Origin of the sequence: Deinococcus koreensis, from assembly GCF_002901445.1 — a bacterium.
GTDB lineage: Bacteria > Deinococcota > Deinococci > Deinococcales > Deinococcaceae > Deinococcus > Deinococcus koreensis.
Map to the genome: position 1 here is coordinate 96798 of NZ_PPPD01000004.1, position 20967 is coordinate 117764.

Genomic DNA, 20967 nt, shown 5'->3' on the forward strand with positions numbered 1-20967 from the left:
TGAACAGGCGCGAGGCCAGTGTACTGGAGCCAGCGGGGTGACCGTCTTCCCGACCGAGCCTCAGTTTCTCTGGCACTTCCGGAGAGGCTGAGCCTGGGTGAACGGTAAGGAACGCTGAGCGGGCCTGGGGGCGCTGACCCGTATCCTGTGACGGTGCCCCATCCCGCGTCTTCCTCCCTGAGCGACCGTCTGCAGGAGCTCACCGAGCAGCTCGCCGCGGCCCGCACGCCGGATGAGGTCTTCAGGGTGGTGCTCACGCCCGCGCTGGCGGCCCTGGACGCGGTCGCGGGCGCCGTTCTGCTGGTGGATGAGGAGGCCAGTCGCCTGACCCTCGCGGTCACGCAGGGGGACGAGGCGGACGTCCAGACCGTCTGGCAGGACGGGCCTCTCGAGCGCGCCGTCCCGGCTGGCGACGCCCTGGAGCGCCATGAGGCCCTGTTCTTCGAGCATCCGGGCGAGCTCGCGCGCGCCTACCCGGAGCTGGAGGCCCGCACGGGCGGCGTCGCTGCGGTCGCGACCGCCGTGCTGCCGATGTTCCTCGACGAGCGGCCGCTGGGCACGATCATCCTGGATTTTCGCGAGCCCCACACCTTCACCCAGGATGAGCGGCGCTTTCTGCGCACGCTGGCGGCCCAGTGTGCCGTGGCCCTGGGCCGGGCGCGGCTGATGACGGAACTGCAGCGCCAGGTGCAGGAACGCAGCGGGCAGCTGGAAACGGACGCCCGCGCGCAGGAGGCCTTCATGGCCTTTACCGAGGCGGTGGGCACCGAGACCGACCTGCTGGCCCTGGCCCGGCAGGCGATCGCGGTATTGCGCGCCCGCTTCCAGGACGGCAGCATCGCTTACCACACCAGACGGGGGGAGGTGTGGACGCCCGAGGTGTGGAGTGAGGACATGGAGGCGCCCCTGGTGGCGCGCCTGCAGGCCGGCCTGGCCGACCGTACCCCCTTCATCCGCCAGGCCCTGCGGACGGGCACGGTGGACTTCACGGACGGCTGGAATCCGGTGCAGGAAGGGATCGCGCACAGCGAGGCGTACGGCGCGGCCGCCACCTATCCGCTGGTGGTGAACGGCGAGGTGCAGGCCCTGCTGGTCTTTGGCCTGCGGGACACGCGGCGCTGGAGTGGGCGCGACCGGGCGCTCGTGCGGGCGGTGGGGCGCGGGCTGATCCTGGCCCTGGAGCGCGCCGCTCAGGCCCGGCTGCTGCAGACCCGGGGGGAGGAGCTGGAGGCCCGCACCCTGGCGCTGGAACGCTTCGCCGAGCTGGCCCGCCGCCCGGAGTCCGACCCCCTCACGCTCATCCGGCAGGCGCAGGAGGCGGTGAGCGAGCTGATCGGTGAGGGCTTCGCGGTGTACTACGAACTCGGCGCCGGCGTCTGGCACCTGCGCTCGCAGGTCGGCCACCCCGAGAACCGGGTGGTGCAGGCCTCGCTGGACTCGGCCCTGCCCTACGAGACGGTGCTGAACTTCCGCCGCCCCTGGGAGAGCGGCGAGCCGCTGTACCAGGACGTCTACGATCAGGCGCTCGACGACGGGGTGCCCGGCACGGGAGCGCTGGCCTCCACGGCGGCACTGCCGCTGGTCGTCGGGGGTCGGCACCAAGGGATGTTCGGGTATGGGCTGGAGGTGAGCCGCCCGTGGAGCCGCGCCGACCGGGCGACGCTGGAGACGGCCGTAAGCAGCCTGGGGCTGGCCTTCGAGCGGGCCGAGCAGACCGGGGCGCTGGAGGAGGAACGCGCCGCCCTCGACGCCTTCGTGGCCTTCAGCGAGGCGGCAGGCACCGAGACCGACGTGTCCACCCTGGCGCGGCAGGCGGTGACGGCGCTCACCCTGCGCTTCCCCGGGTGCTCCAGCGCCTACTACGAACTGGAGGGGGGCCGCTGGACACTCCGGCTGCACAACGATGACCTCAACCATCAGCCGGAGCTGCGCGCGGCGCTGCTGGCGGGGCTGCCCCGGGACACACCCAGCTTCGCCCAGGCCCTGAAGAGCATGCGGCCCGTCTTCGTGGAGAACTGGGACGCTGCGCAGGAGCAGATCGCCCGCACCGAGGCCTACGGCGCGGTCGCCAACGCCCCGCTCGTGCAGGGCGGCGAGGTGCAGGCCATCCTGTCCCTGGGCCTCCGGGGGCAGCGGCAGTGGGCCGAGCGCGACCGGGCCGTGTTCCGGGCCGTGGCCCGCGGCCTGACCCTGGCCCTGGAGCGCGCCGGGCAGGCCCGGCACCTTCAGGCGCGTCAGGCCGAGGAGGCGCGCCGGAGTCAGGCCCTTTCTGCCTTCGCGGAACTCTCCCGCGACCTGGCCCTGGAGACGGAGCCCTACACGCTCATCCTCCGGACGCAGGAGATCGTGCTGAGCCTGCTGTCCGCCGGGTTCTCGGTCTACTTTGAGCCCCGGGAGGGGGTGTGGCGCATCGGGTCGCAGGTGGGACACGCCAACACGCCCGAACTACAGGCTGCACTGGAAGCCGGATTGTCCTTTGAGGCGGCGACCAACCTGGTGACCCCGTGGCGCAGCGGGGAGGCCTATTACCAGGATGAGTATGATCCAGATCTCGACGGACTAACGGGCAGCGAGGCGTACCCGGGCGCCTCGGTGACCCTGCCCATCGTCGTGAACGGGCACACGCGCGGCGTCCTGGGCTTCGCGCTGTACCGCCAGCGCTCCTGGTCGGGCGAAGACCGGGCGGTGCTGGACACGGTGAGCCGTCAGCTGACCCTGGCGTTAGAGCGCGCGGAGCAGACCCGACGGCTGGCCGAAGAGCGTGAGGCCCTGGAGGCGTTTGCCCGCTTCACGGAGGCGTCCACCCACACCACCGACCCGCTGACGCTGGCCGAGGGTGTTCGGGACGTGCTGCGCGCCACCATCGGGGTGGAGGCAGGCTACTCGGAGCTGGAAGGCGGGCTCTGGAAGGGCCGGGTGTTCTCCGACCTCACGCCCCCGGAGGTCAGGGCGCAGTCCGTGCAGGGGTTTCCCGCCAACCTGCCGGTCTTTGCCCACCCCTTTGCGGAGCGGGCCATCGTGTTTGTAGACGATTGGAGAACCCAGAACGTCGCGCATACCGAGATGTACGGCGCCGCCGCGCTGTACCCGTACTTTGGGGCGGGGCAGCCGCGCGGCCTGCTGACCATGGGCACGACCCAGGCCCGGGCCTGGACGGCGCGCGAGCGCAGCGTGTTCCGGTCGGTGGGGCGCAGCCTGGCGCTGGCCTTCGAGCGGGCGGAGGCGGCGCGGCACCTGCAGACCCAGAACGCCGAGCTGGCGGCGCGTACCCAGGCGCTGGAGGGCTTCGCCGAGCTGACTCGCGATCTGAGCACCGGGACCGACCGCCTGACCCTGGTGCGGCGCGCCCAGGAGGTGGCCCTGTCGCTGCTTCCAGACGGGTACGCCCTGTATTTCGAGCCCCAGGGGGACTGGAGGGTGTTGCGCGCCCAGACCGGGGAACTGCGCAGCGCCGCCCTCCAGGCGGCGGCCGACCAGGGCTTCCCGGTTCAGGAGGCCCGGAACCTGTTCATTCCCTACACGACCCTGAAGCCGTACTACCAAGACCAGTACGACATCGATACGGACACCATCGGTGAGCTGGGGGCGCACCTGGGGGCCACGGCGACCTTCCCGGTACTGCTTCAGGGCCAGCCGAAGGGGGTGATGGCGGTGGTGCTGTTCGGCGGCGCGCGGCCGTGGGCACGGCCGGATCAGGCCGCGTTGGAGTCGGTGGTGCGCAGCCTGGGCCTGGCGCTGGAACGGGCCGAGGGTCTGGCCCGGCTGGAGGCGCGTACCCAAGAGGTTGCCCAATGGCGCGAGCGCTACGAGGTGGCGGTGAAGGGCTCGGGCCACCTGCTCTATGACTGGAACCCGCGCACGGGCGAGATCCTGTACGGCGGCGCGGTCGAGGGTATCACCGGCTACGCGCCGGAGGAGCTGGCCGGCACCCTGGACGACTGGACGGAATGGCTGATCCACCCGGACGACCGGGACGCCTTTACCCGGGAGATCGGGCGGGTCGTCGCCTCGGGTGAGGAGTTTCATCTGCCCTTCCGAGTGCTGCGCAAGGACGGGACGGTCGCCCAGGTGGAGGACGACGGCTATTTCAAGCGCGACGCCTCCAACGAGGTGACGCGCATGGTGGGCCTGGTCAAGGACGTGACCGAGCGCGAGCGGGCGCAGGCGGAGCTGCTCCGCACCAACGAGGAGCTGCGCCGCTCCAACGCGGAGCTGGAGCAGTTCGCGTACATCGCCTCGCACGACCTGCAGGCCCCCATCCGCTCGGTGACCTCCTTCAGCGAGATCCTGGCGAGTCGCTACGAGGCGCAGCTGGACGAGCGCGGAGTGCGGTATCTGCGCTTCATCACGGAGAGTGGGCAGCACATGAAGCGGCTGGTGGACGACCTGCTGACCTTCTCGCGCGTCGACACCGAGCAGCGTCCGCCCACTCCAACTGACAGCGGCGCGGTGGTGGAGCAGGTGTGGCGGCGCCTGATGCCGGAGGTGGAGGCCCTGGAGGCCACGGTTACGTTTAGTGCCCTGCCTCGCGTGCTGGTGGATCGGCGGCAGCTCGATCAATTGCTACAGAACCTGCTGGCCAACGCGCTGAAGTACCACCGGCCGGGCGTGCCGCCGCGCCTGCAGGTCTCGGCCGAGTGGGAGGGGGCGTGCTGGCGCTTTGCCATAACGGACAACGGCCTGGGGATCGAGTCTCAATACTTCGAGAAGGTCTTCGTGATCTTCCAGCGGCTTCATGGTCAGGGGGTCTACCAGGGCACGGGGATCGGGCTGGCGGTGTGTAAGAAGATCGTGGAGTGCCATGGCGGGCGGTTGTGGGTGGAGAGCGTGCCGGGGGAGGGCAGCACCTTCCTGTTTACTCTGCCGGCGGCGTGAGGGGCGTCAGGGCGGGTGTGACGCACACCGGAGCCAGTGCGGGGGGTCTGACAAGCCAGTCCTCCTGTATAATGCTCGATATTTGTTACGTTGACTGACCATCCCTCTTTCCCCCTGCCCTCTTACGTCCCCCGTTCCCACCTCAGCCTCGTTCCCTCGTCGGCTGTCGCTGTGGCCCAGGCTCTTGGTTTCTCGTTTCTGCCTTGTCCTTATTTCCCGCCCTATGCTGGGCCTTTCCCTGATGATGACTTCACAGGGAGGCTGGTGCTCGGGGACGGTGGGGAACAAGGTGGCATCCTTCCATCATAGGTGTACATATCAGAAGATATATCTCACGCTGAACTTGCCGCCGCTTACTCCAGTCCGGTGGCCCCACAGTGCACCAGCCCGACCTCTCGCTGTCGCCCCTGCTGACGGCCCTGGCCACGGCAGCTGAGGGGCAGGCGGAGAGAGCGGGAACCCGAACCGTGCCTGCTGATCATCAGATGGTCAACCTTCGCTTTGCCCCCCTTCGGGGGGCCATTGTCTGGTGTCGATCCAGGAATGCAGCGTCCGGCGCCCCAACGGCGAGAGTCGGTACCCAGCCAGGCGCTCACCGACCCGGCGCTCCACATAGCCCAGCTCTTCCAATCGGGGAAGCAGCTCCGCCAGATACACCGTCTCCAGACTCCTGGTCTGCGGCGACATGTGAATGTCCTTGAGGCTCCAGACCCGATTCTCGCTGGCCAGTACCGCCAGCACGGCCGCACGCTCGGAAGAATGATGACGCATACCTCACTGTATGGGGTATGGAAACGAAAAGACGCATCAGATCTTGGTGCACTCCCTGCGGCGCTTGACCGTCACCCTAACCGGCGCGGGGGCGGGGGTTCCCCCCAAGTTGCCACCGTGCGCCGACCCAGGAGTGCGTGGTGGGCCGTGTACTCCGCCCCCCGGCGTCTGCTACGCTGCGCCCTGACCTGAGGTTGGGGAAGTCCGGTGAGAATCCGGCGCTGTCGCGCAACGGTATGCCGTCCGAATCTGGAGGGTGAGCCCGAATGCCTCTCAGGGACGCCGCTTTTCTTTGGAGAAGCGCACCTCTCGCCGTCAGAGGGCCGCACACTGAGTCGATGTCACCGCGCTATGCGCGTGCCCGCTCTGGCCCCGGCTGGAGCGGGTTTTCCCACGCTGCGCCCGCTCCTGGCTGTTCCACCGCCCACGCACGCCGGAGTTCACCATGCCTTACCGTTTCCTGCTCGCCGCCCTGCTGGCTGCCGCGTCCACTGCCGCCGCGACCACGTACCCGCTGACTGTCAGGGACGACCTGGGCCGCGTTGTCACCCTGAAGGCCCCGCCCCGCCGAATCATCGCCATGCTCCCCAGCCACACCGAGACGCTCGCCGCCATCGGCGCGGAGGGCACGCTGATCGCCGTGGACGAGTACAGCAACTACCCCAGAACCCTGACCGACCGCCTGCCGAAGGTGGGCAGCGGCTACCAGCCGAACATCGAGAAGATCGTGGCGCTGAACCCAGACCTGGTGCTGGCCGATGAATCCAGTGGCTCACGCCTGACCGAAAAACTCGCGGCGGCGGGCCTGACCGTGTACGGCGGCACCGCGCAGACGTTTGGCGAGGTCTTCGAAAAGATTGCCGTTCTGGGCCGGCTCACGAACCACGAGGCTGGCGCCACGCGCCTGATTACGACCATGCGCACCGACCTGAACGCCTTGCAGGCCAGTGTCGTGGGCCTGCCAAAGGTCAGCACGTACTTCGAGATCGATCCCACGCCGTACTCGGTCGGGCCGAACTCGTTCATCGGCGCGCTGATCGCGAAGGCGGGCGGACAGACCATCGTGCCGGCCGCGCTGGGCGACTTCCCGAAGATTGACCCGGAGGTTATCGTGAAGGCCAACCCGCAGGTCATGGTCGGCCTAAGCCTCGCGGACGCGCGCGTGCGCCCCGGCTGGAACACCCTACGGGCCGTGCAGGCCGGCCGCGTCTCCGAACCCACCGCCGAGGAGAACGACGCCCTGAGTCGCCCCGGCCCGCGCCTGGCGGTCGCCCTGCGCGCATTGATCCGCCTGCTGCATCCTGGAGCGCTGAAGTGATGCCGGACGCCACCGAATTCAGAGTGACTCGTGGACAGATCGGAATGCATGTCCAACGCACCAGTCCAGCACCCTGCTTCAGCCCGCTTCACTCGGGCTCGCCCTCGGTTCACCCGAGTGTCCGGTGACCGGCCCGCTCGACGACGCGACCCGCGAGCGGCGCGAAGCGGCCATGCGTGACTTGACGGCCGCCCGCGACGCGCACCGGAAACCGGAGGGGCTCCAAAAGGGCCGCCGGGGCCTGCTGATCGTGAACACTGGGCACGGCAAAGGCAAGACGACCGCTGCGCTGGGGCTGATGATGCGCGCCCACGGGCGGGGCCTGCGCGTGCGGCTGTTCCAGTTCCTGAAGCACGAGGGCGCGCGCTTCGGCGAGCACCGCACCCTGGACGTCCTGGGCATCGAGCACGAGGGCCTGGGCGACGGCTTCACGTGGCGCTCGCGTGACCTGGAGAATAGCGCCGCCATGGCAGCGCACGGCTGGGCCCTGGCCAGGGGCGCCATCCTGGCCGGTGAGTACGATCTGATCGTGCTCGACGAGTTCACGTACGCCCTCACCTACGGCTGGGTGGCCTGGCCGGAGGTCGAGGCCACCCTGAAGGCCCGCCCCGCCCTGGTGCACGTGGTCATCACCGGCCGGGACGCCCTGCCGGAACTGACCGTGCTGGCCGACACGGTGAGCGAGGTCACGCCCGTCAAACATGCGTACGCGGCCGGGATCGGCGCGCAGACGGGCATCGAGTACTGAGGTGCTCCGGCCCACGCCCCGCCGCGCTCTGCTGCTCGCCCTGGCGCTGGACACGCTGGGGGAACCGCCCGCCCACGCACACCCTGTCGTGTGGATGGGCTCGTTCCTGAAGGCGGCCCGCATCCAGTGGAGGGCGACCACGCCGACCGGACAGCTGGCCGAGGGCGCGGCGGGCTGGGCCCTCGGCACGCTCCTCAGCGGCGGCGCGGGCGTGCTGGCCTCCCGACTGCCGTGGCCCGTGCAGGGCGTCCTGCTCAAGCCCCTGCTGGCCCGGCGCGCCCTGTTCACAGCGGTCGAGGACGTACACGGCGCGCTGGAGGCAGGCGACCTCCCGGAAGCGCGCCGGCTGCTATCGTGGCACCTCGTCAGCCGGGACACGGCCACGCTGGACGCGTCCGGGGTGGCCGGCGCCGCACTCGCCAGTCTCGCGGAGAACCTGTCGGACAGCGTCGTCGCGCCCCTGCTCGCCGCGCGGGCCGGCGGGTTGGGTGTGGCCGCCGCCTACCGCTTCACGAACACGGCCGACGCGATGTGGGGCTACCGCACGCCGGAACTGACGTGGGCAGGCAAGGCCGCCGCACACGCTGACGACCTCCTGAACGTTGTGCCGGCGCGTCTGACTGCCCTGTGCGCCCTGCTCGCTGCCGGTGGCCGGGGGTGGCGGGTGTGGGCGCGGGATCGGCGAGTCACGCCCAGCCCGAACGGCGGGCATCCCATGAGCGCGTTCGCGGGCGCGCTGAACGTGCGCCTGGAGAAACGCGGCGTGTACGTTCTGAACGCCGCCGGGCGGCCCCCAGCCCCCACCGACCTGCTGCGCGCGCTGGTTCTCGCCCGCCGCACCCTCGTTCTGGCCGCCGCGTGCGCCCTGTGGCCCGGAACCTCGAGGACATCGTGACGCCAGCTGGCCTTCCCCCCCGCGTGCCCCAATCCCCGCACGGCGGCCCGGACAGCACACCCTTCACGGGCCTGGACTTCAGCGTGAACGCCAACCCGTATGGCCCGAACCCGCTGCTCGTGCAGGCCCTGCGGGACGCGGATCACGCCGCCTACCCTGAGCCCACCTACGCAGACGTGCGTTCCCGCCTGGGCGCGTGGCACGGTCTGGACGCCGCGCAGGTCGCGCTGGCCACGGGGGCGTCCGACCTGCTGCACCGCCTCGTGCGGGCCTTCCTGCCTGCGAGGGGCACGCTGCTCAGCCTGCACGCGCCCTTCGGGGAGCTCGCGCGGGCCGCCGCCCTGAACCGCGCCACAGTGGTGACTGTGCCGAACGTGCCGGAGACCCTCGCACCCGGCACGCGGCTCGTCTACGTGGGCTACCCGCATAACCCGACCGGGCACGCGCCCACCCTGGAACAGCTGCGCGCCCTGGCCGACCTCTGCGCCAACGCCGACGCCCTCCTGATCTTGGACGAGGCGTACGCGCCCTTCACCACGCTGCCCACCCTGACCCGGCATCCGGCGGTCGTGCGGGTGCTGTCGCCTGGCAAGGCACACGGCCTGGTCGGCGCGCGGCCCGCGTACGCCCTGGCCGACCCGGACGTGGTCGCCGCACTCGACAATCTTGCCCCGGCGTGGCACGTCCCGGCGGGCACGGCGGCCGTTCTGGCGGCCCTGCCGGCGGGCGCGTCCTTCCTGATGCAGACGCTGCCGCGCGTGGCGCAGCACGCCGCCGTCTTGGCCACCGACCTGGGCGCACTGGGCCACGTGGGGCATCACGGCACGCCGTTTCTGACCCTGCGCGCCCCGGACGCCGCCCACACCTGCGCGGCGCTGCTGGCCCAGGGGCTGCGCGTGCGGGACTGCGCCAGCTACGGTCTGCCCGACACCGTGCGGATCAGCACCCTCACGCCCGGTGAGAACGCCACGCTAATCCGCGCGCTGGGCGAACTGGTTCGGGGAGGTGGGCGACATGGGTAGTGCCGCTCCAGGCCGGGCGATCATGATCCAGGGCTGCACCAGCAGCGCCGGCAAGAGTTACCTCACGGCCGCGCTGTGCCGTGCCCTGATGAACGCGGGCGTGCGAGTGGTTCCCTTCAAGGCACAGAACATGAGCAACAATGCCGGCGTCACACCGGACGGACTGGAGATGGGACGCGCGCAGCTCGTACAGGCCCGTGCGGCGCGCGTCACGCCGGACGTCCGCATGAACCCGGTGCTTCTGAAACCCGAGGCGGACACCCGCTCGCAGGTCGTGCTGCTCGGACGGGTCGACCGCGAGATCACCGAACTTCCCTGGCGTGAACGCAAGGCGCACCTGTGGCCGCACGTGCAGGCGTCCCTGCACAGTCTGCTCGCCGAGTACGACGTCGTCGTCATCGAGGGCGCGGGCAGTCCCGCCGAGGTGAACCTGCGCGGCAGCGACATCGTGAACATGCGCGTCGCGCTGGAGGCGCAGGCCGGCGTCCTGCTGGCCGCCGACATCGACCGGGGCGGGGCCTTCGCGCATCTGCTCGGCACGTGGCACTGCCTGGAGCCGCAGGAGCGGGCGCGGCTGCGCGGTTTCGTCCTCAACCGCTTCCGGGGTGACGCGTCCCTGCTGGCCCCCGCACCCGCGTGGCTGGAGGCGCAGACCGGGGTGCCGACGGTGGGCGTGGTGCCGCTGCTGGATGTCCCGTTGCCGGAGGAAGATGGGGTTGGGCCCGGCACCCACAGCCGCGCGGCCCAACAGGGCGGTGGCTTCGTCGCCATCGCCCGCCTGCCGCGCGTGAGCAACCTCGACGAGTTCGCGCCGCTGGGCGACCTGGCCCGCTGGGTCACGTCGCCGTCGGAACTTGCCGGCGCGCGGGCGGTGGTCTTGCCCGGCAGCAAGAGTACGGCCGCCGACCTGAACTGGCTGCGTGCCACTGGCCTCGCGGGGGCGGTCACGCGGCTCGCGAATGCGGGCGTGCCCGTGCTGGGCGTGTGCGGCGGGCTACAGATGCTCGGCATGGCGATCCGCGATCCGCACGGCGTGGAGAGCGGCGGCGACGTGGCGGGCCTGGGTCTCCTCGACCTGCACACCGAATTGGCGCCCGACAAGACGACCGTGCAGACCACCTTCACTGACCCGGAATCGGGGTTCACCCTGACTGGGTACGAGATTCATCACGGACAGACCCGGGCCGGGCCGGGCGCGCGCACGCTCGTGCCGGGGCTGCTGTGGCAGCAGGGCAACGTGCGCGGCACGTACCTGCACGGCCTGCTGGAACACCCCGCGTACCTGGAACGTTTCCTGACCTGGGCCGGGCTGCCGGCGCCGCCTGGCCTGGACTCTCTGGACGCCCGCCTGGACGCCATCGCCGCGCAGGTGCGGGCGAACCTGGACTGGCCGGTCATCGAGGCCATGCTGTGAGTGGCGCCGGGTCGGGCCGCGTCGTGTTCGTGACCGGCGGCGCGCGCAGCGGCAAGAGCTCCTTCGCCGAACGCCTGGCCTCGCAGGCGGGCGGCCCGGTGACGTACCTCGCGACCGCGCAGCCCTTCGACGACGAGATGCAGGGGCGCATCGACCGGCACGCCCAGGATCGCCCGTCCGGGTGGGTCACGGTGGAGGAACCCCTGCAGGTGTCCGCCGCTGTGCGTGCCGCCTCCACCCCCACGGTGCTGCTCGACTGCCTGAGCCTATGGGTCAGCAACGCCATGCTGACCGGGTGGACGGATCACGCCGTGCTGGACGCCACCACCGAACTGCTGTCGGTCGCCCGCGCCCGGGCGGGACTGACGGTGCTCGTCACGAACGAGGTCGGCTCCGGCATCGTCCCGGTCGGCGCCCTGGCCCGCCGGTACCGCGACGTGCTCGGCTGGGTGAACCAGCGGGCCGCAGCTGCCAGTGACGACGCGTACCTGATCGCCAGCGGCCTGCCCCTCATCCTGAAAGGAAACACCCCATGACTGATCACCTGACCGTCCTGATCCAGTCCATCCAGCCCACGAACCGTGCGGCCATGACCCGCGCCCGCGAGCGGCAGGCGAACCTCACCAAGCCCGCCGGGGCGCTCGGTGATCTGGAAGACCTCGCAGCGCGGCTTGCGGGCGTGTTCGGGAGTGAGCGGCCCCACCCGTGCGGCGTGGCGGTGCTCGTCGCCGCCGGTGATCACGGAGTGGCCTCTGCCGGCGTGAGCGCGTACCCCCCCGAGGTAACGCCCGCTATGGTCGCCAATTTCCTGGCCGACACGCCGTATGGCCCTGGCGGCGCGGCCGTGAACGCCATCGCCCGGACGGTCGGTGCCCGCGTGTACGTGATGGACGCCGGCGTGAATGCCGACCTGCCCGCCCACCCGGCCCTGGTGCGGGCCGCCGTGCGCCCGGGAAGTCGCGACCTGAGCGTGGAAGCGGCCATGACGCCGGAGGAGACGGCCGCCCTGATCCTGGCCGGTGCCGCCCTGGCCCGGCAGGCCATTGCCGACGGCGCGGATGTCCTGATTCCCGGCGAGATGGGCATCGGGAACACGACCCCCGCCGCCACGATCACCGCCCGGATGCTGGGCCTTGACCCGGCGCAGGTCACGGGACGCGGCACCGGCGTGGACGACGCGCGGCTGGCGCATAAGGTCACCGTGATCCGCACAGCCCTGGCCCGCACACCCACCACGAGTCCCATGAAGGTGCTCGCCGAGTTCGGCGGGTACGAGATCGCTGCGATGCTCGGCATGATGCTCCAGGGCGCCGCCCTGAGGCGTGCGGTCATCCTGGACGGTTTCGTGGAGGGCAGCGCCGCCTTGATCGGCGTGCTCCTGGCTCCACATCTGCGCGACTACCTGTTCCCGGCGGGCCTGTGCGCCGAGGTGGGGCATGCCTCGCAGTTGAACCAGCTGAACCTGAAGCCCATGTTTACTCTGAACCTGCGGCTGGGCGAAGGCACCGGCGGTGTCCTGGCAGCGCCCATGCTGCTCGCGGCGGCCGCCACCCTGCGCGAGATGCGCACCTTTGAGGAGGCCGGCGTGCCGCACGGCTAAACAGTCTGTACGTCTCACTGGAGGGTTTCGTGGCAGAGACCCCGTAAAGATGCATACGTTGGCTTCGCTGCTCTAAACCAAGAGTTCACAGTTTTACGCGTTGTAGCCTTAAGAGGCTGTTTCGAAAGGGTCACAGTAGGCAGAATTCCCAATATCCTACGTCGGGTCGTAGGGGCACCCTGACTGCACGACCGCAAAGCCCACACACAACAGCTTCCGAGCCAGGGCGATGATCGCCACCTTGCCCGGCCTCCCCTGTTCGCGCAACCGCTGGTCGAAGGCCTTCTCCTTGCTCTGGGTACGGGTCGCTGCCACCGACGCCAGGTAGACAATGCGTCGCAGTCGGGGATTTCCAATGTTCGAGATTCGACCACACTTGATCATCGCTCCCGACTGGTTGGGCGCGGGCGATACGCCCGCATACGCTGCCAACTGGCGACTGGTCTCCATCGCATTGAACCCCGCGGTTTCCACCAACACCGTCAAGGACACCAGAAACCCGAAACCCGGCAAGCTCTGAAGCAGCTCGACCTGACGCTGAAGGTCTGGCAGCGCTTCGACCCGTGCTCGCAACTCGCGGTTCAAGGCCTCGACCTGTCCCGTCAGGAACGTGATGCGCGCTTCCGTGAGCTGCACCACCAGGGGGTCGGCCTCCTGGCGCTGTTTGAACGAGTGTCGTCGGTTCTTGGCCTGCGTCAGCTCCTTGACGATGGCCTCCCGCTCATGAACCAGCAGCTTCAACGCTTCGAGTTCGGCGGCGGGTGGCTTCCACGCTTTGGGCCGCATGATCGCCCCGTAGCGGGCAATGATGTCGGCGTCCATCCTGTCGGTTTTCCCACGTCGGAGCAAGCTCTGAGCGAAGAACTTGATCTGGGCAGGATTGACGACGCTCACCATGCACCCCAGGTCGTGCAGGAAATGGGCACACCGCTCCCAGTACACGCCAGTGGCTTCCATCACGGCGTGCAGTTGCAAGGCGGGCACACTGTTCCCCAGCAGCCAAGTCTGCAGGGCCTGAAGGCCACTGCAGTCGTAGATGAATACCTGCACGGTGCCGATGGGCTGCGGACTGTCAGCAGTCTGCACAGCAAGAAGTCACGCGTAGACCTCTGATTTGCCGATGTCGAGACCCAAAACGTACATGGCCACCTCCAAAAGGAGCTATCGGACTGGTCAAGCGCTCTTTTTCTGGTCAGGCCCTTGTGTGCAGGCTCGAACGCCTCGGATAGTGTGCTGTCTCGAAGAAAGGGCCCAGACCGGCCCCACCTACTAAACGACCTCGGGGGTCGACGCTGAGCGCGGGCTTGTTGGGCTGGCTTGATTGAGAACCATTCTCAGGCACGCAGTCCAAAACACAACGCTAAGCCTGAAAAACAGGACACTTGACCGCAGCCTGCAAAGACAATATCTACGAAAATTCTAGAATCGTGTCTTGTCCCCGTACCGGCGGGCCAGAAGGTATGGGCTGATAGTCAAGACGCTTTTCTACACCAGGACTAGGATGTCCGGTTCGTGAACCTGCGCGTCGAGAACCTGCACCTGGCCCTGAATCCGCCCCAGGTGTACATCGCGCATGAATACGTGCCGATTCTGCCTGCCCTCACACAGGAACTGCGAAACCATCTGGCGGGGCGCTCCACGGGGTATGTGTTTTCCCGAAGCTCGCGCAGGTATCCGCTCCCGTCCCAGCGCTCGTGGTGCTGGGTGATCACCGACAGCGCCTCGGGCGGCAGGAACCCCAGCGTCTCGGCCAGCCGGTGGCCCTCGGGGACGTGCAGCTGCATGGTCGCCCATTCCTGGGCGCTCAGCCGGCCGGGCTTGAGCAGCACCGCGTCGGGAATGGCCAGCTTGCCGATGTCGTGCAGGGACGCCCCCCAGCGCAACTCCTGCACCGCGTCCTCCAACACGCTGATCTCAGGGCGGCATTCCCAATACCCGACAAATCCGACTAACTTACTTGACATTATGTTCTGGCCGGGTACCATGGCCCCATGAAGCTGTTGCCCCTGATGTCACTCCTGTCGCTCTCCACCGCCGGCGCGGCCAACCTGTCAGCGGCAGCTGACCTCGAACTCATCCGCGCTCACCTGTACGCCAGCGTGACCACCTACGCAGGCGGAAGCCTGCAATGGGGCAAAAAGCACGCCGGTCACTCGCTGGAAGAACTCTGGGCCCACCTCTCACCTCAGGTGGCGGCCGGGCAGCGGCCCGCGTTCGAGGCGGGCCTGAAGGCGATTCAGGTGGGGCCAGGGACGCTTGCCCCAGGGGCGTACGAGGAGACCGTCAACCGCTTTCTGAGCGGCCCCTGGGCCGCCGCCTGGACGGCCGCGAGTACGGGCGCTGGCGCGGACTTCGAGGTGTCGCTGACGACCAGCCTGCTGACGAACGCCAGGAGTGATTACGCGGCCGCCATGGCCGGGGGGACGCTGAGCAATCCCGGCGAACAGCAGGACGCGGTCGGCTTCCTGAACCGCGCCCTAGTGCACGGGGCCAAGGTCAGCCCGCAGGGGGCCCAGGGGATTGAGGAGCTACAGATCCTGCTCCTGAACGGCGCAGCTGCAGATGTCTTCGGCGCCCGCGTAGAGCAGGTGCGTGCCGAATTTCAGGCGCAGCACAATGACGCCGGTACCGAGCGACGTCGCCTGCTGGAACTTAGCCTAAAGGCAACGCGCGAGGAGTACGTCGGCGAGGGGGAGGTCGACGAGGGTCTGGCCTCGCTGGCCGACGTGGATGGGCAGTGGTCGCTGCTGCGCACCGCTCTGGGCGCCCGCAACGCTCCCCTGGTACAGGAATTCAGCGCGGCGCTGATCAAGCTGCGCGCCACGCTGGTGGCTAATGATACCGAGGCGTTCAAGGTCGCGCATATCACGGCGCTGGACGTCTGGCAGCGGATCAAGGCAGCCCGGCCATAGCAGGAACCAACTGGGGCGGCCCCGGCCGCCTGCGTTAGATTGATGCGAATCCAACGAACGGGTGAGCATCACCGAGGGGAACGCGTGTACGTTCCGTCGGATTTCTCCACATGCCGATTATTGGCGGCATCAGCAACGAAGCTGAGAAGGGGCGACCACTTGTCAAGGTCAAGACCATACGGCTGCCTTGCAAAACAAGGCCGGGATCGTGGGCAACACGCTCTATCCCAGCGTACGGTGGAACACTCAATCTGTCTGGGCCAAGCACGAGCGGAAGCGGGCGTAGGCGCGGGGTGGCATACGGGCTCCACCTGATCGGGACGCTGTTAGCGTACGCCGTGCAGGAATTTAGTGGATGAGCCTAGAACGGGGGTTTTCGGGCGATCGAGGCGACACCGCGTGCTCCAGCCTCCGTTTTAGCTCGGGTTTGTGTAAGGCTCTCCACTCCTTCTTGTGCTGCTCACTGAGCATGTGCGGTGGCTGGAGCGTGCTGGTGCGGCCGGCTGGACTGGGGAATGGGCAGCCAAGGCGTTGCAGGTGATCACCTCCTTCTCCGGCACCGAGATCCCACAGTGCCCCACACCCACCTTCGCTCCTCCTTCCGCTGCTGCCCCCTGCGGGAGCTGAGGGTCAGGAGGGGAGGTTAGCCCCGGCTGGGAAGTCTGTTCGTCACGATGACGCTGGTGGCCAGGACGCCATCGCGCACGCTGGACGCTCTCCACATCCCCGACCGAACTGCGGCCAAGCCTCTGAAGCCCCACGTTTCGACGCTCAGGGAACGCCGGCCTGGGACGGCGGGGAAGAAGAACCTGGCTCGAGATCATCACGCCGTCTCCGCGTCCTGCGCCTGGCCGGGCTGCCGAGCTGGGCCGCTCCGCTTCTCCGCAGATCCCACGGCATCTGGCGTTTGGCAGCGCCCCAGGCGCTCCCGGGTTCCGGCCCTCAGGTGAGGGAAGTGGAGACGCCGAGCCAGGTGCGCACGACCTCGCGCATGGCCTGGATGTAGTCCGGAAGGGTGGTCGACTTCTGAACGAAGGCGTCCGCGCCGCCCCGCAGGCTGGCCTCCCGGTCACGGGGCTCCGCCGAGGTGTCAGGATCACGATCCGCAGCGCGGCCCAGCGCGGCGTGGCCCTGACCTGGGCCAGCACCGCCAGCCCGTCCACGCCGGGCATCTTGAGGTCGAGCAGCAGCAGTTCCGGCAGTTCGGCAGCCCGCAGGCTGCCGAGGTAGTCCAGTGCTTCCTGACCCCCCAGGGCGACGTGCACGGTCGAACTGAGCTTCTGGTCGTTCAGGGCCAGGCAGGTGAGTTCGGCGTCCAGAGGAGAATCATCGACGAGCAGGATGCGGTGGTGGGTCACGGGTGACCTCCGGAGCAGGAGTGCGGGTGCGCCGGGTCGCGGACGTGCGTGGCGGTCACGTTCGCGGTGGGGAGCAGAAGGGCAGTGTAGGCGTTGGAGGTCAAGGGGATGTCTGGGGGTGGGGGGGGAATGAGTGGAGGGGGCAGATAGCTTTCATATATCAAAAGATATACCTGAGGAATGCTGTGTTCCCTGACGCCACTGGCCCCTTTCATGCACCTCGCCAGTGCATGGTCGCTCACTGGTGTGGGTCAAGCCCCCCCCCGGACGGGGGAAACGCCTACACTGCCCTCACCCTATGCACCGCGCTGCCCCCTCCCAGGCTTTCGACGTCCTGGCGCTGACGGGTACCACGGCGCAACTGGACGTCCTCCAGGCGGTGCTGGACGAGTTGCCCCAGGCCCTGTCCGTGGCCTTGATCGTGACCGCGTCGCCCCTCCTGGTCGGCGCCCTTGGATCACGCCTGCGCTGGCCGCTGCGGCCGGTGGAAGCCGGCGAGGCCCCTGTGTCAGGCCACGTCTACCTCTGTCCCCCGGACACCGTGGTGGACGTCGGCCGGGATGGGTGCTGGGCGCGGCGGCCGGCCCGGGGGGAGGCCAGCCCCTCCGACCGCCTGCTGGCCTCCCTGGCAGCGCACTACGGCGCGCGGGCGCTGGCCGTGGTGCTTTCCAGTGCAGGAGACGATGGCGCCGCTGGCGCGCAGGCGATCATCGGGGCCGGCGGCACCGTGCTCGCCCAGCGTCCGGACGGCCCCACAGGCCAGCTCGGCCGCGCCGCGGCGGCCCTGATCGGCGGTCGGCTGGAGGGGATGCAGGACACCTCCCGCGCGCTGTTCGACGCCATCGACGAGGGGTGACCAGCCTTGAGTTGATCCTTGACGAGTCCGGGAGGGTGGTCGACTCCCACATCCTGGAGACCAACCCGGCCATGGAGCGGATGACTGGCCTGCGCACCGTGAGTGGCCGACGCATCCGGGACGTCCTGCCCGATCTGGAGAGCTCGTGGTTCGGGCGCCTGGAGCGTGTCTTCACGACCGGCAGGGCGGAGCGCTTCGAAGATCACATCGCCGCTCTCGACCGGTGGTTCGATGTGCATCTGGGCCGCCTCGGCGGCGAGGGCAGCCGGAGGATCGTCGGTGTCTACCGCGACATCACCGAGCGCAAACGGCGCGAGCACCACGCCGCCTTTCTGGACGAGCTGTCGCAGGCGCTGGCCTTGGATGACCGTCCGGACGAGATTGTCCGTGCCACCGGCGAGCGGCTGGGCGCGCATCTGGGGATCGAGTTCCTCAACGTCTGCGACGTGAAGCTGGCGGACGGGAACGATCCGGCTGAAGCGCGCTTCACCGTGGCCTACGCCTGGGAGCGCGAGGGGCTGCCGGGCCCGCGCAGCACCGACCGGGCGGGGGACGCCCTGAGCCCAGAATTCCTGCGCGCCGCCCGCGCGGGCGAGACCATCGTCATTCGCGACACGGACACCGACCCGCGCGTGGACGCGGGAACCTACCGCGTCATCGGCATGAGGGCCTTTGTGGCCGTGCCGATTCTGCAGGGCGGCGCGTGGCCGGGCCTGGTCTCGGCCTTCACGCCGACCCCGCGCGACTGGCGGCCCGACGAAGCCCAGCTCATCGCGGAGGTGGCCCACCGGGTCTTCCTCCGCATCGAACGCGCCCGCGCCGACGAAGCGCTGCGCCGGTTCGAAGCCCGACAGACCTATCTACTCACCCTCGGCGACGCGCTGCGGCCCCTGGACGATCCGCTGGACATTCAGCGAACGGCGATGCGCGTGTTGGGCGAGCATCTGGGGGCGGATCGCGTTCTTTACGCGGAAATCGCACCGGACGACCGGCAGTTCGTCATCGCCGACAATTACGCGCGCGCGAACGTGCCCAAAATGATCGGTCGGTTTCCCCTGAGCGATTATGACCACGCGCAGAATTCGCAGCGCCGGGGTGAAACGCTGGTGTTGCCCGACATCAGAAGCGCGGGCGAATCGGACGAACACGCCGCCTTTCTCGCCATCGGAGTGGAGGCGATCATCGGCATGCCGCTGCACAAGGGCGGGCGGTGGGTCGCCAGTCTGAGTGTGCATCACGGCCGCCCGCGCGCGTGGTCGCCCGAGGACACGGCGCTCGTCGGCGAAACCGCTGAACGCACCTGGGCGGCGGTCGAACGCGCGAGGGCCGAAGCCGCGTTGGCAAGGTCGGAAGCAGAGTACCGCACGCTGTTCAACTCGATGGACGAGGGCTTCACCGTGGTCGAGGTGCTGTTTCAAGAAGGACAGGCCAGCGATTATCGTTTTCTGGAGATCAACGCGGCTTTTGCACACCACACCGGATTTGTCGGCGCAAAAGGCAAAACCGCGCGCGAGTTGGTGCCCGATCTGGAAATGCACTGGATGAAAACGTACGAGCAGGTGGCTTTAAGCGGCAAGCCAGTGCGTTTTGAGAACACGGTCGACGCGATTGGACGTGTGCTGGATGTCAACGCTTTTCGCGTCGGCGCGGCGGGTGAACATCGCGTGGCGCTGTTGTTCACCGACATCACCGAGCGCAAGCAAGTCGAAACGGCCTTGCGCGAGAGCGAAGAACGACTGCGCGCCCTGATCGAGAACCTGCCGGGCGGCGCAGTCTTCGTGGTCGACCGCGACCTGCGGTATCAGGTGGCCGAGGGCGAGGCGCTGACCAGCGCCGGAATGAACGCTGGGCAGTACGTCGGACACACGGTGGCCGAGGTGGTGATTCCCGAACTGGCCAGGGTCTACGAGGCGCACTACCGGCAGGCCCTCGCGGGCCAGCCCTTTGAACTCGAACACGATCAGGGCGGGGCGTCGTATGTCACGCGCGGCGTGCCCCTGCGCGGCCCCGCGGGCGAGGTCACGGCGGCGCTGACCGTGTCGTACGACATCACCGATCGCAAGCGTGCCGAGGTGGCCCTGCGCGCCTCCGAGGAACGCTTCCGGGCCGTCGCCAACCTGGTGCCCGACCTGCTGTGGGAGAGTGAACCGGACGGCTCCACCACCTGGTACAACGGGCGCTGGCTGGCGTACACCGGGCAGACCGCCGAGCAGGCCACGGGCTGGGGCTGGGTGGACGCCATCCACCCAGGAGACCGGGACGCCTCGACCCAGCGGTACCGGCAGGCGGCCGCCGCAGGCCAGTCACTGCGGCAGGAGCACCGGCTCCGGCGCCGGGACGGCGAGTACCGCTGGTTTGCGGTCGACACCGTACCGGTCAAAGGCGAGCGCGGCGAGACCATCAAGTTCTACGGCGCGGCGACCGACGTGCACGAGCTGCACACGCTGAACACGCGGCTTGAAGCGCAAGTGGAGCGCCGCACCCGTCGCCTCGCCGACCTGAACAGCGAGCTGCGCGCGCTCGCCACCGCCTCCTCCCAGGAACTCATCGAGCCGCTGCGCCGCTTGCGCAGCGTGCTCGGCCTGCTCGAGCGCCGCATCTCCGCACACCTCGACGAGCCGGCACGCAAATGGCTGGCGATGATGCAGAACGAGGCCCAGCGCGCCGAGGTGCTGTCCGAGAACTTCCGCTCCCTGGCCCAGCTCGAGCAGCGCGACCTGAAGTGGGGGGTGGTGGCGCTGGCCCCGCTGGTGGTGCAGGTGCGCAGCGACCTGGCCCCGGGCCTGGGCCCACGCACCGGACGCTGGACGGTGGGCGAGCTGCCGGTGGTGAACGGGGACAGCCTGCTGCTGCGCCAGGCCTTCAGTGATCTGATCCACCACGCCCTGAGCGTCGTGCCCCCCGGCCGCGAGGCCCACGTGGAGGTCGCCGCCGCGGCTTCGGGCCTGCCCGTCACGGTCGATGTGTGGCCCCTGGCGCCGGGCACGGCCAACTTCGAGACCGACGGCGTGGTCAACGCGCGGCGCATCGTGCAGCGCCACGGCGGCACCCTGGGTGTGACGCTGCAGGGTGAGCGCGTGCGCTTTGAGCTGCACCTGCCCGGGCGCCAGCCGTAGGACGGCCCGATCACGGGGCAGGGTGACCGCGGCCAGGGGCCGGTACTGGGGAAACAGGCCAGACAGCCGGCACGTCATCTGT

At 69.0% G+C, this 20967-nt stretch carries 15 protein-coding genes and 1 riboswitch; of the genes, 11 read left to right on the forward strand and 4 right to left on the reverse strand.

The features are described from left to right. Positions 1–153 precede the first annotated feature (153 nt). A complete protein-coding gene (locus CVO96_RS19780; protein WP_133161884.1) occupies positions 154–4875 on the forward strand; it encodes a GAF domain-containing protein in 4722 nt (1573 codons plus the stop codon). A 489-nt stretch (positions 4876–5364) separates the two neighbouring features. Here CVO96_RS19780 and CVO96_RS19785 read toward each other — a convergent pair whose 3' ends face one another. Continuing rightward, on the reverse strand, positions 5365–5646 hold the full coding sequence (locus tag CVO96_RS19785; RefSeq protein ID WP_133161885.1) for a hypothetical protein: 282 nt from the start codon (positions 5644–5646) through the stop codon (positions 5365–5367). 180 nt (positions 5647–5826) lie between these two features. Further along, a riboswitch (adenosylcobalamin-variant (AdoCbl-variant) riboswitch) is annotated at positions 5827–5926 on the forward strand. A gap of 165 nt (positions 5927–6091) precedes the next feature. On the opposite strand from CVO96_RS19785, the gene CVO96_RS19790 reads away from it, so the two are divergent. The 7 genes from CVO96_RS19790 to cobT all read left to right on the forward strand — a co-directional run bounded on the left by CVO96_RS19790 (position 6092) and on the right by cobT (position 12643). Continuing rightward, on the forward strand, positions 6092–6964 hold the full coding sequence (locus CVO96_RS19790) for an ABC transporter substrate-binding protein (protein ID WP_103314195.1): 873 nt from the start codon (positions 6092–6094) through the stop codon (positions 6962–6964). Between the two features lie 124 nt (positions 6965–7088). Beyond that, positions 7089–7712, forward strand: coding sequence for a cob(I)yrinic acid a,c-diamide adenosyltransferase (gene cobO, locus CVO96_RS19795; protein WP_103314196.1), 624 nt, complete (start codon positions 7089–7091; stop codon positions 7710–7712). Position 7713: 1 nt separating this feature from the next. Further along, on the forward strand, positions 7714–8607 hold the full coding sequence (cbiB, locus tag CVO96_RS19800) for an adenosylcobinamide-phosphate synthase CbiB (RefSeq protein ID WP_243398527.1): 894 nt from the start codon (positions 7714–7716) through the stop codon (positions 8605–8607). 23 nt (positions 8608–8630) lie between these two features. Next, positions 8631–9629 carry a pyridoxal phosphate-dependent aminotransferase gene (locus tag CVO96_RS19805; protein ID WP_243398528.1) on the forward strand — a complete coding sequence of 333 codons (999 nt, stop codon included), beginning with the start codon at positions 8631–8633 and terminating at the stop codon, positions 9627–9629. A gap of 22 nt (positions 9630–9651) precedes the next feature. Continuing rightward, positions 9652–11043, forward strand: coding sequence for a cobyric acid synthase (locus CVO96_RS19810; RefSeq protein ID WP_165795468.1), 1392 nt, complete (start codon positions 9652–9654; stop codon positions 11041–11043). Beyond that, positions 11040–11579, forward strand: a complete 540-nt coding sequence (cobU, locus tag CVO96_RS19815) for a bifunctional adenosylcobinamide kinase/adenosylcobinamide-phosphate guanylyltransferase (protein WP_103314199.1) — start codon at positions 11040–11042, stop codon at positions 11577–11579. Before CVO96_RS19810 ends, cobU begins: the two co-directional genes overlap by 4 nt. Continuing rightward, positions 11576–12643 (forward strand): nicotinate-nucleotide--dimethylbenzimidazole phosphoribosyltransferase, encoded by a 1068-nt coding sequence (gene cobT / locus CVO96_RS19820; protein WP_103314200.1) that lies wholly within the window; start codon positions 11576–11578, stop codon positions 12641–12643. The genes cobU and cobT overlap by 4 nt, the downstream gene beginning before the upstream one ends. 156 nt (positions 12644–12799) lie before the next feature. Here the strand turns inward: cobT and CVO96_RS19825 are convergent, their stop codons facing one another. Together CVO96_RS19825 and CVO96_RS21640 are read right to left on the reverse strand one after the other, a co-directional pair. Next, positions 12800–13729 (reverse strand): IS110 family RNA-guided transposase, encoded by a 930-nt coding sequence (locus CVO96_RS19825; RefSeq protein ID WP_103314201.1) that lies wholly within the window; start codon positions 13727–13729, stop codon positions 12800–12802. Between the two features lie 410 nt (positions 13730–14139). Beyond that, positions 14140–14550, reverse strand: coding sequence for an HD-GYP domain-containing protein (locus CVO96_RS21640; protein ID WP_279327028.1), 411 nt, complete (start codon positions 14548–14550; stop codon positions 14140–14142). An 84-nt stretch (positions 14551–14634) separates the two neighbouring features. Here CVO96_RS21640 and CVO96_RS19835 point away from each other — a divergent pair, with 84 nt between their 5' ends. Next, complete coding sequence (locus tag CVO96_RS19835) at positions 14635–15555, forward strand: hypothetical protein (protein WP_103314203.1); 921 nt, start codon at positions 14635–14637, stop codon at positions 15553–15555. A 416-nt stretch (positions 15556–15971) separates the two neighbouring features. On the opposite strand, the gene CVO96_RS21735 is transcribed toward CVO96_RS19835, so the two are convergent. Then, the gene (locus CVO96_RS21735; protein WP_165795462.1) at positions 15972–16913 is read right to left on the reverse strand and encodes a response regulator; all 942 of its coding nucleotides are present in this window, start codon (positions 16911–16913) and stop codon (positions 15972–15974) included. Between the two features lie 298 nt (positions 16914–17211). On the opposite strand from CVO96_RS21735, the gene CVO96_RS19845 reads away from it, so the two are divergent. Continuing rightward, a complete protein-coding gene (locus CVO96_RS19845; RefSeq protein ID WP_103314205.1) occupies positions 17212–17769 on the forward strand; it encodes a chemotaxis protein CheB in 558 nt (185 codons plus the stop codon). Then, positions 17766–20885: a PAS domain S-box protein gene (locus CVO96_RS19850; RefSeq protein WP_133161886.1), complete on the forward strand. Its 3120-nt coding sequence runs from the start codon at positions 17766–17768 to the stop codon at positions 20883–20885. The genes CVO96_RS19845 and CVO96_RS19850 overlap by 4 nt, the downstream gene beginning before the upstream one ends. The last annotated feature ends 82 nt before the right edge of the window (positions 20886–20967 follow it).

Excerpts from the sequence above, each read along its gene's own strand:
- CVO96_RS19785 (WP_133161885.1), bottom strand. The coding sequence starts at position 5,646 with ATGCGTCATCATTCTTCCGAGCGTGCGGCCGTGCTGGCGGTACTGGCC.
- cobT (WP_103314200.1), top strand. The coding sequence starts at position 11,576 with ATGACTGATCACCTGACCGTCCTGATCCAGTCCATCCAGCCCACGAAC.
- CVO96_RS19845 (WP_103314205.1), top strand. The coding sequence starts at position 17,212 with ATGCACCGCGCTGCCCCCTCCCAGGCTTTCGACGTCCTGGCGCTGACG.
- CVO96_RS19790 (WP_103314195.1), top strand. The coding sequence starts at position 6,092 with ATGCCTTACCGTTTCCTGCTCGCCGCCCTGCTGGCTGCCGCGTCCACT.
- CVO96_RS19810 (WP_165795468.1), top strand. The coding sequence starts at position 9,652 with ATGATCCAGGGCTGCACCAGCAGCGCCGGCAAGAGTTACCTCACGGCC.
- CVO96_RS19835 (WP_103314203.1), top strand. The coding sequence starts at position 14,635 with ATGAAGCTGTTGCCCCTGATGTCACTCCTGTCGCTCTCCACCGCCGGC.